10 protein-coding genes and 1 pseudogene are annotated in these 9,565 nt (G+C 55.3%); 6 read left to right on the top strand and 5 right to left on the bottom strand.

The window, feature by feature from the left end; translation table 11 throughout:
- Positions 1-128 (top strand): annotated as a pseudogene (locus HBN79_RS21595) (IS5/IS1182 family transposase); the annotation flags it as partial.
- A 432-nt stretch (positions 129-560) separates the two neighbouring features.
- Here the strand turns inward: HBN79_RS21595 and HBN79_RS21590 are convergent.
- Complete coding sequence (locus tag HBN79_RS21590) at positions 561-1,436, bottom strand: LysR family transcriptional regulator (RefSeq protein WP_010655639.1); 876 nt, start codon at positions 1,434-1,436, stop codon at positions 561-563.
- A gap of 132 nt (positions 1,437-1,568) precedes the next feature.
- Here HBN79_RS21590 and lldD point away from each other — a divergent pair, with 132 nt between their 5' ends.
- Positions 1,569-2,708, top strand: coding sequence for an FMN-dependent L-lactate dehydrogenase LldD (gene lldD / locus HBN79_RS21585; protein ID WP_003443295.1), 1,140 nt, complete (start codon positions 1,569-1,571; stop codon positions 2,706-2,708).
- Positions 2,709-2,721: 13 nt separating this feature from the next.
- On the top strand, positions 2,722-3,750 hold the full coding sequence (locus HBN79_RS21580; RefSeq protein ID WP_003443292.1) for an FUSC family protein: 1,029 nt from the start codon (positions 2,722-2,724) through the stop codon (positions 3,748-3,750).
- 507 nt (positions 3,751-4,257) lie between these two features.
- Here the strand turns inward: HBN79_RS21580 and HBN79_RS21575 are convergent.
- From HBN79_RS21575 to HBN79_RS21565, 3 genes are read right to left on the bottom strand one after another with little or no spacing between them, the layout of a single operon-like run.
- The gene (locus HBN79_RS21575) at positions 4,258-4,800 is read right to left on the bottom strand and encodes a hypothetical protein (protein WP_138738138.1); all 543 of its coding nucleotides are present in this window, start codon (positions 4,798-4,800) and stop codon (positions 4,258-4,260) included.
- A 25-nt stretch (positions 4,801-4,825) separates the two neighbouring features.
- Positions 4,826-5,152 carry a hypothetical protein gene (locus tag HBN79_RS21570; protein ID WP_169917160.1) on the bottom strand — a complete coding sequence of 109 codons (327 nt, stop codon included), beginning with the start codon at positions 5,150-5,152 and terminating at the stop codon, positions 4,826-4,828.
- A 25-nt stretch (positions 5,153-5,177) separates the two neighbouring features.
- Positions 5,178-5,489 (bottom strand): hypothetical protein, encoded by a 312-nt coding sequence (locus HBN79_RS21565; protein ID WP_095018343.1) that lies wholly within the window; start codon positions 5,487-5,489, stop codon positions 5,178-5,180.
- A 116-nt stretch (positions 5,490-5,605) separates the two neighbouring features.
- Here HBN79_RS21565 and HBN79_RS21560 point away from each other — a divergent pair, with 116 nt between their 5' ends.
- The gene (locus HBN79_RS21560; protein WP_095018344.1) at positions 5,606-6,163 is read left to right on the top strand and encodes a hypothetical protein; all 558 of its coding nucleotides are present in this window, start codon (positions 5,606-5,608) and stop codon (positions 6,161-6,163) included.
- A 301-nt stretch (positions 6,164-6,464) separates the two neighbouring features.
- The gene (locus tag HBN79_RS21555) at positions 6,465-7,121 is read left to right on the top strand and encodes a trypsin-like peptidase domain-containing protein (RefSeq protein ID WP_095001449.1); all 657 of its coding nucleotides are present in this window, start codon (positions 6,465-6,467) and stop codon (positions 7,119-7,121) included.
- 43 nt (positions 7,122-7,164) lie between these two features.
- Here HBN79_RS21555 and treR read toward each other — a convergent pair whose 3' ends face one another.
- On the bottom strand, positions 7,165-7,869 hold the full coding sequence (gene treR / locus HBN79_RS21550; RefSeq protein ID WP_169917159.1) for a trehalose operon repressor: 705 nt from the start codon (positions 7,867-7,869) through the stop codon (positions 7,165-7,167).
- 195 nt (positions 7,870-8,064) lie between these two features.
- On the opposite strand from treR, the gene treP reads away from it, so the two are divergent.
- Positions 8,065-9,507 carry a PTS system trehalose-specific EIIBC component gene (treP, locus tag HBN79_RS21545; protein WP_095018345.1) on the top strand — a complete coding sequence of 481 codons (1,443 nt, stop codon included), beginning with the start codon at positions 8,065-8,067 and terminating at the stop codon, positions 9,505-9,507.
- Positions 9,508-9,565: the final 58 nt, after the last annotated feature.

Here is a 9,565-nt window from a genome sequence, read left to right as displayed (position 1 = left end):
TTGGCTGGCTGAAGGAGAACCGTCGCATCGTGACGCGCTTCGACAAGCTCGCAACAAGTTTTGCGGCGATGGTCTCATTGGCCTGCGCTATGCGGTGCTTGCGACAATACTTTACGTACAGAGCCTAGTAGTGCGCGGACATCCTTTATCTGCGAATGCGCAAGTAGTACTGCCTCCATCACAGTCCGGTATTTTACGCACTGGAACAGGCCTCTAGTGATATCGGGGACCGAAGAGATTGAGAGGGGGTTGTGTGCTACGAAATCCTTTAATTTCTTATGGTGCTCGCTTTCACCTCCTCCGGCGATTTGACAAGCCAACTCAAGAGCGTGCGAGAAATCGGTTTCGGTCAGTTCAAGGTCTAAAGTTTTTAGGACCTTGTCCCATTGTGGAAACGTAAAAACGTGATTGAGTTCGGCTTTGACAATTACCTGCTTCTGATGGCGGGGCAGAGTAGCGAACTCTTCTTCCTTAACTAAAAACCACCCGACCCCTTCACCAGGTAGGCCGGTGTTTTTATTGACTACCAGCGCTTGGATATCCGAGCAAAAGCCATTGCACTATCTCAGCTCTTTGGCCAGATCTAACCAAGCCATTGCAGCCGGAGGCAAATGCGCACCGGCACGCCAAGCGAGTGCAATATTCCAATCCGTGTGTGGCTCTTCAAGAGGTACTAGAGCGATGCCCGCATGTTTATGTTTTTGCGCAAGCATTCGCGGTAAAAATGCCACCCCTAAACCTGCAGCTACCAGGTCGGCGATGAAATCAATCTGCCCGCTGCGGGCCGTCACCCGGGGCACAATCCCTCTTCGATCACAAGCGGCCATAATTAATGCGTTAAGCGCAAACCCCTCATCAAAGAGGATGAATGGCGAATCCGCCAGATCACTGAAGTTCATTCGCTTGCGTCGCGAAAGCGAATGGGCGCTAGGCAGCACAACCACTAAAGGCTCGTTGCGCACTTCCTGATAAGCGAAAGTTTCATCGATCGGAATCAGTAGTGCTGCCAAGTCCACCTCTCCGGCCTCCAGGCACTCACACAGTTTCTTACTACCGTGCTCTATCAGTTCTATATTCACCATCGGATAGCGGCTGCGATAAGTAGCAAACATCTCAGCGAACAATACCCCGGAGCCTACAGGCGGCAAGCCGATCCGCAGCGTACCGCCCTTCAGGTCGCGCAGTTCATTGATCTCTGCGATCAGATCGTTCCGCTCTGCGAGTAATACCAGTGCGCGCCGATAGGCAATCTCACCTGCGGCCGTCAACTCGCTTTTATGGCCGATACGGTTCAGCAGTGGCGTACCTAGCTCATCCTCGAGCGTCCTGACTGCCTTGCTGACTGAGGACTGAGTCAAAGACACAACCTCCGCAGCTTGGGAGAAACCTCCCTGGCGCACCACTTCTACAAACACCCGCAGCGTTCTGAGATTCATGTGTATTCCAATAGCGACTCAATTCGAGTAGAAAAAGTTGTTTTTATCATACTCAACAATCCCTTATCGTGAAATTCACTCAGCAACGTCCTACGTCGCTGAAATTTTCTAGAGACCTAGGAGTTGTAGATAATGATTATTTCATCGGCATCCGACTATCGCGAAGCCGCGAGACGCAAATTGCCGCGATTTCTGTTCGACTACATCGACGGCGGCGCCTATGCCGAACACACAATGCGTGCCAATAGCGCTGACCTCGCCAGCATCAGCTTGCGTCAACGCATCTTGAGAAATGTTGACAGTTTGAGTCTCAAGACGACGCTCTTTGGAAAGGAACAGAGTCTGCCGATCATCCTCAGCCCCGTCGGACTGACCGGTATGTATGCCCGTCGTGGTGAAGTACAAGCGGCCAAGGCTGCGGCCACGAAAGGCATTCCCTTTTGCCTGTCCACAGTATCGGTCTGCTCGATTGAAGAGGTTAGTTCCCAGAGTTCGCAATCGATCTGGTTTCAACTCTATGTGCTCAAGGATCGCGGATTTATGCGTAATGCCCTAGAGCGTGCTCAAGCAGCCGGCGTTACCACGCTGGTGTTCACCGTAGACATGCCGACGCCAGGCGCTCGTTACCGTGATGCCCACTCGGGCATGTCTGGGCCACTCGCAGCTTCACGGCGCATCCTGCAAGCCACCACTAGGCCGGATTGGGCGTTTAATGTCGGTATCCTCGGTCGTCCGCATGATTTGGGCAACATCTCCAAGTACCTGGGCAAAGCCACCACCCTGGAAGATTATGTTGGCTGGTTAGGCAATAACTTCGACCCCTCTATCAGCTGGAAGGACCTGGAATGGATCCGCGAGTTTTGGAAGGGCCCGATGATTATCAAGGGCATCCTTGATCCACAGGACGCCAAGGACGCAGTAAGTTTCGGCGCTGATGGCATCGTGGTCTCCAACCACGGCGGTCGCCAATTGGACGGTGTGCTGTCCACCGCTAGGGCTTTGCCTCCCATCGCCGAAGTAGTGGGTGATGACCTGACGGTGCTGGTGGACTCTGGCATTCGTTCCGGGCTGGATGTTGTGCGCATGCTCGCCTTAGGCGCCAAGGCATGCCTGCTGGGGCGCTCGACGGTTTACGCTCTGGCCGCCGACGGACAGCACGGGGTAGAGAATATGCTGGATATCTTCTCGCAAGAAATGCGCGTGGCAATGACGCTCACTGGTGTTACCTCGATTGACAAGATCGATCGAACCGCATTGGTTCCAGTTGAGTAATGAAGGTTCGATCATGTCGCAATCACTGACCGTTAAGATGTTGGAAGCGGTACGCAATGTACCGATTGGCTACGTAGTGTGTGGTGGTGTTGTCTGTACTGTGCCGGCGCTCCTCGCGGCTCGCTTACACAACCCCTTGTTCTGTTGGTCAGCGATTGCCGCATTCTGGAGCTATCTGTCGATTCCGAGCGATAAGTCCCCAAAGGGTTGTATCTTCGGCCTGGTTTTCGGCATCACCGGCGCCGTGGCGTCAGGGCTAGGTGCTTGGACGATGGTATGGCCGCAACTGGCTATAGCACTGTCGGCCCTCTTTGCGTTTGCTGGCGCTTACGCCCAGGTTTGCGGCGCGCGCATTAGCATTCCCGCTTTGCTGACAGCGACGGCATTTGCGGTATCCACTGCATTCCCGGCAAAGGACTTTGCCCAGGGATTTGCTTATGCACGTTACTTTCTATATGGCAGCCTATGGGCTACAGGCTCCGCATTGCTGTTCCAATGGTGTCAGTACGACCAGCCTGATGCTGCAAAGCGGCCAGTTTTATGGTCGGCACTCAGAACAAATTTCACACCGAAATCTAACTTCTTTCTGCATGGGCTTCGCGTTGCGCTGTCGGGAGCACTGTCAGTTTGGTTGGTTCAATTGTGGTCGTTGCATTACGGATACTGGATGACCCTTACGGTGTTTCTGATCATGCAGCCCTACATGCATTCAACGTTGAGGATGTCTCTGGAGCGAGTCGGCGGCACCTTCTTAGGGGGAGCCATTGCTGCCGTTCTTGGTTACGCAATCCATGATCCGTTTTTGTTGGCTGCACTGATACTGCCTGTTTCTATTGGCACCCTGGCAGGGCGCTCTGTGAGCCACATCAGCTATTTGATGTTCCTCACTCCACATTTCATACTGGTCGCGCAGGTTGGCCAGTCAGGAGGATCGGAGCTGGATTTGGTATTTCTACGAATGCTCTACAGCACCGGTGGTGCACTTTTAGCGATCATCGCTTCGCTTGTGATTTTTCCTCGCTGGCAAACGGCTGAGCCGTAGAGGACTAGGGGAGTGTTTCCTAGACCGCCGGTTTGAAAGCCCCTTCCCGTGCAGCCAACCAGTAACACCGCGCAAAAACTCAGTAATAGGCTCAGCGTGAACATGGCGTTCTTCCTCATGGTTTGACTCGGATGTTTGTAGGCCCTGATCGTGCCGTAGTCACGTGCGCCCTATCAAAGAGCGCTATACCCCCTCTACAGGTGCTTGTCATGCGATGAGAGGCGGGAGGGCTGAGCATCTAGAGCGTCGTTCGGGAATGGTTCTTTTCATGGTATGCCTTTTGTTTTGTTTGATAGTTATCTGCTTTTAAAGGTTTTATTGCGCTTGTTGATAATAGAGTGAGAATAATCGGTAGGCCGGCATAGTCCGGCACCCGTGAGCAAGAACACCCTGAAGCCCGCTTAATTGCGGGCTTTTGGCTTTTTGGGTCTGGCAAATTCTGGCAGCTTTGTGCATCGCCAGGCGCCGTGTTTAGGTGGCTTGGTAATGGACCCGCGCTGATTTCGGCTAGAAGTTATCCATCGCGTGACACATCGACACCTTGCCATCAGGCTTCGGTTCGACAGCGACCCATTGCATGCCGTCAGCTGAAAGCTCATCCAGCAGGAATGAACAGTCTGCCGACATCGATGCCTGCACCTGGTAATCCACCCCGGGCCGAGGTACGAAGGTCATGGTCCTGGCACACTGCCGGGCATATTGCAGGCGCCCCAGGTAATGGAGCGCGATCGGCTTGTTCGCCGGCACTACCAGCTCTGACGAGACCGAACCTGCCAACGAATAGATCGGCCCGGCAATGCCGAGGTTTTCACCGTTATGGTCGGGGAAGCCGGATTTCGCCGACGCCATCACCCCCGCGCCGGGCACATTCCAGTCGAGGCAGTCACGCCCCGGCACGGCGCGCACCAGGCCGTCGGTGAGCAGGCGAATACGGGCAGTCTCGCCGCTCTGCGGGGGTATGTAGCCGGTGGACAGCGAACGCACGTTTGCCACCTGGCCGCAGCCGCTGAGCGCTAGCAGAACGGCGGGGATTACAGTGAACAGTCTCATCAGGCAATCGACTCGCAGGGGCAGGTTAAGGCTGGCGGCAGTTCTGGCTGACTGACAGATGCGGCGCAGGTTCATAGGTCACGCGCTGCAAACCATCGGCGTCCTGGAACAGGAAGTATTTGACGCGACAGTCCTTGAACATCGCTGAGTAACCCTCGGCCCGGAAGCCTTGACCATCTACCTGTTTGGTCACGGTATTGTTGCGGCTGACCACTTCAAGCACCTTTTGATAGCTGTCCCCCATGTTGACCCCGGGCTCGCCGGTGATGGCGGCCGAGGAGGCGCAACCACCCAATGCTGCTACCGCCAACACCAGTACGGTGCCGTACAGTCCGTTGCGTAGATCGTTCATTCCCTGTTTTCCTTTTGGTATTGAGTTACCGGCGGCCTTCGCATACGGGTGATTCGCCAATACGGCCTTGCTTGCACAGATCGAGTTTATCCCTGCGCTTGAACCCGGCGTCCTTCATGCAGTAGAACCGCGTCAGCACAACATCGATCGGCGAGGTGTCTCCCACGCCATCAAGATTGGTATACCCGCAAGCACGCATGGCGTTGTCGACGCCCGATTGGGTGACCCCCTTTTTGTACCACTGTGTGTAGTCCCCGGGTGGTGGTTGAAAGCCCCTTCCCGTGCAGCCAACCAGTAACACAGCGCAAAAACTCAGCAACAGGCTCCTCGTGAACATGGCGTTCTTCCTTGGGTTTTGACGCGGGTAGAGTGTGATGCGCCAACATCGTATAGGGAACTTTCATTCAACAAATGGTTCCATACTGTCCTTCACTCAGACTGTTCAAGGATCGAATGAAAACTTATCTGGCAGTTCCGTTAGCAATCACACTCGCCCTTGTGATGACCGGTTGCAGTAGCCGTAAGGCGGGTGATCTCACTTCAACGCCGGTCGTGCCACTGGTCATGAATGACCATCAAGCCAGCTTGACCTTCCGTACCATCGGCGGGGAGGGTGATCACCCTGTCAGTTACATGTACGGGTATTCCGACGGTCGAATGGATGACGCGGGTGATCGTGTTTATGACACTGCTTACTTCAAGCGCATACCGGCCTATCTGAAGCGAATTGGCGGTGGCACTGACAGCATCAGCAAGCTGGTCGATGCAGACAAAGTGGTGCACGTGGAAGGGACGGTCAAGGCCAAGCAGTTCACCTTCAACGGTATTCCAATGCCTACGCCGTTCGACAAAGAGCAGCCTGTTGCGCAGCAATTCACCCCGCAAGCCAAGAAGAATTACGTGGTTGAAACCGTGATCGCTGACACTTGGGTGATGAACGTGTATGAAGTTTCTCCAACCGGTGAACGCAAGACCGTTGGCGCTCAAAAAAATGATGGCGCCGCAGACTGATAGTGCATGAAAGGCCTTGAGCCCGGCTTGATATAAAAAGCGATCAACCTTTACTGTTGATCGCTTTTTTTGTGGTCGGCGTTCTGAATCATCAAACTTCCGACGCCAATTAATTGAACGTGGCAATTGCTCTAAATGGCAATTGAGCTTAGTTCGATTGATTCATACGCGTTATTAAAACCTCATCCATAAATAATACATGCCTCAACCAAAACAATTGGTTAGGCGTGCTGTTTTTGCTGTAGTCAAAATACTGACAATCAAAGCCAGTCGCATCCTCCCTATAAGTCGGTGATTTATCATGATCAAGATCATGGCCTTCTTGTTAATAGGAGTTGTCACTGCAGGATGCAACGGATTCGTGAAGCCCGACTTGTCGGGGCCGGTCAATGAAGCTTACTTTCCCGTCTTTTCAGGCTTTCCCATGCCGTATATGTACATGGCCTCGGCCGTGCAATGGAATGAGGACTACGCCGTCACCACTGGGCATACCCCGTTTATCCCCAACGTTGCATACCGTTGCAGCACACGCTGCGATCTGGTCTTTATCAAGCATAAAGCCAATGGCCACTTCCCGGCATGGCGAGCGCCGCAGGTGGGAGAGAGCATCACGGCCGTGGGCGTGAGCCCTTACCTTGTGACCACGACGGGTAAGGGCAAAGTGTATAAAACCCCCTTCAGCAATACCGAAGATCACAGCGGTGACCTGTATGCCATTCATGATGCCCCGCTGGTCAAGGGCATGTCGGGTGGGCCGGTGATCGCCAGTGACGGTTGCGTGGTGGGGATCAATGCCGGTTTTTATTCGACCAGCCTGAACAGTGCTATTACGTTGCCTGAGCTGAAGAGCGCGCAGAGAGTGAGCATTTTTATCCCGTATTCGATTGTTGCCCGCGAATGGGGGATGTTGCAGGCGCAGCTTGATGGGGGGCGTGGGTCGAAGTTTGCGGCCAAGTAAAAAAGCACCCTCACCCCGGAAGGTGAGGGTGCTTTTTTTGATGTCAGCGCCGCGCCACATCCGAAAAGTAGAACTTGTCCAGCGTATGCCGCGACTCGGTGTACTCGAACTGGCGCCCATCCTGTAGAAACGTCTGGTTGCTCACCACGATCACATGGCTCTGACCTTCCAGGTCCAGGTGCTGCTGGTCGTCCTTGCTGCGCGGCACCGCTTCGATGGTGCGCTGGGCATAGCTGATCTGCAGATTCAGGGTCTGCTCGATATAGGCATAGATCGAGTGCTCGGCAATGGCCTGATCCAGCCCCCGAATCAGGTCGCTGACAAAATGGTTGATGTCCAGAATCACCCGCTTGCCATCAATATGGCGCACGCGTTTGATGCGGGTTATCAGGCTGCCCGCTGCAACATCGAACTTCTCGCACAGTGCGCCTTCGAGCGGGAACCGGGTGAACTCCACCACCTCGGTACTGACGTTACCGCCCAGGCGCGGGTAGGTCTCTTGAAAGCTGACGATACCGCCCAGCTGGAACTCGATCGGGCTGGATGACAATACAAAAGTGCCCTTGCCGTGGATCTTCTGGGCAAATCCACGCTCCTGCAGTTGTTCAATCGCCTTGCGCACGGTTCCGCGGCTGGCCCCATAGCTGGCCATCAACTCGGTTTCGGACGGCAGGCGCGCGCCGCGGGCCAGGCGTTCAGTGGTGATACTGGCAAGCAGATCCGTGTAGATCTGATTGTATTTGGTCATGGCGAGGGCTCTATGCCGGTTGGGCTCGGGGCCCGGAACCTTAAGGGTTGGAGGGAAGGCAGCGCAAGTACGCGGCAGAAAAATCACTAACTCGTCTGTACCAGTTGTTGCTTTAACTCGTACAGACGAGTATTTTTTTGCTACGGCGTGCTGCCACAGCGACGCTCCATAATAAAAATTCAAGCGAGACCACGCATGAGCCACGACTATTCCCAGATCGCCCGCGAGCTGCTGCACAGCCTCGGTGGTGCCGCCAACATTGAGCAGGCCGCGCATTGCGTCACACGCTTGCGCCTGGCCCTCAAGGACCCAAGCCTGGTCGACAGCACCACCCTCAACCAGATCGATCTGGTCAAAGGCTCCTTCTTCACGGGCGGCCTGTACCAGGTGGTGATCGGCCCCGGTGAAGTCGAGAAGGTCTATGCCGCCCTGCGTGAGCAGACCGGCCTGGCAGCCGCCACTATCGCCGACGTGAAGCAGCAGGGCGCCGACAAGGCCAACGCCATGCAGCGTCTGGTGCGTGTGTTCTCAGATGTGTTTATGCCCATCCTGCCCGCCCTGATCATTGCCGGCTTGCTGATGGGGGTTAACAACCTGCTCGGCGCCAAGGGCATGTTTATCGACGGCAAAACCCTGCTCGACGCTTATCCGCAACTGGACGGGGTGTGGAGCCTGATCAACCTCATGGCCAATACCTCTTTTGTATTCCTGCCCGCGCTGGTGGGCTGGTCGGCGGCCAAGCGTTTTGGCGGCAGCGAAATCCTCGGCATTGTGCTGGGCCTGATGCTGGTTCACCCCGACCTGCTCAATGCCTGGAACTACGGCAAGGCCGTGGCCGGGCTGGAGGGCCAGAGCCTGCCGTACTTCAACATCCTGGGCCTGTTCCAGATCGAGAAAGTGGGCTACCAGGGGCAGATCCTGCCGATCCTGATGGCCGCCTATGTGATGAGCGTGATAGAGAAATGGCTACGGGCGCGAGTGCCCAATGCCATTCAATTGCTGGTGGTACCCATTACCACCATCGTCATCACCGGGGTGCTGGCGCTGGCGATCATTGGCCCGGTGACCCGTCACCTCGGCATCCTCATTACCGAAGGCGTAGTGCTGTTGTTCGACGTGGCCCCGGTGCTCGGCGGAATGATTTTCGGCCTGCTGTATGCACCGCTGGTGATTACCGGCATGCACCATATGTTTCTCGCCGTGGACCTGCAATTGATTGCCAACCACGGCGGCACCTTTATCTGGCCGATGATCGTCATGTCCAACCTGGCCCAGGGCAGCGCCGCGCTCGGGGTGTTCTACATGAGCCGCAATGTGCGTGAGCGCAGCATGGCCTCTACCTCTGCAGTCTCGGCGTACTTTGGCATCACGGAACCGGCGATGTTCGGGATCAACCTGCGCTACAAGTTCCCGTTCTATGCGGCGCTGATCGGCTCGGCGCTGGGCAGCATTTTCCTGTCGCTGAACAAGGTGCTGGCTTCGGCCATCGGTGTTGGCGGCTTACCCGGCTTTATTTCGATCATTCCGCAGTACATCCCGATGTTTGTCATCGGCATGTTGATGGCCATTGTCGTGCCGTTTGTCCTGACCTGCGGCCTGAGCCTGAAAATCATTCGTCCGGGTTATCGCGTCGCGTAGCACATCCACTTTCCTGTAGCCGCTGCCGAAGGCTGCGATGGGCTGCGAAGCTGCCCGT

The organism is Pseudomonas sp. WS 5051 (assembly GCF_012985715.1).
Classification (GTDB): domain Bacteria; phylum Pseudomonadota; class Gammaproteobacteria; order Pseudomonadales; family Pseudomonadaceae; genus Aquipseudomonas; species Aquipseudomonas bubulae.
Note: the sequence above shows the minus strand (reverse complement) of the source record. Positions and strands in the feature narration are given on the sequence as shown.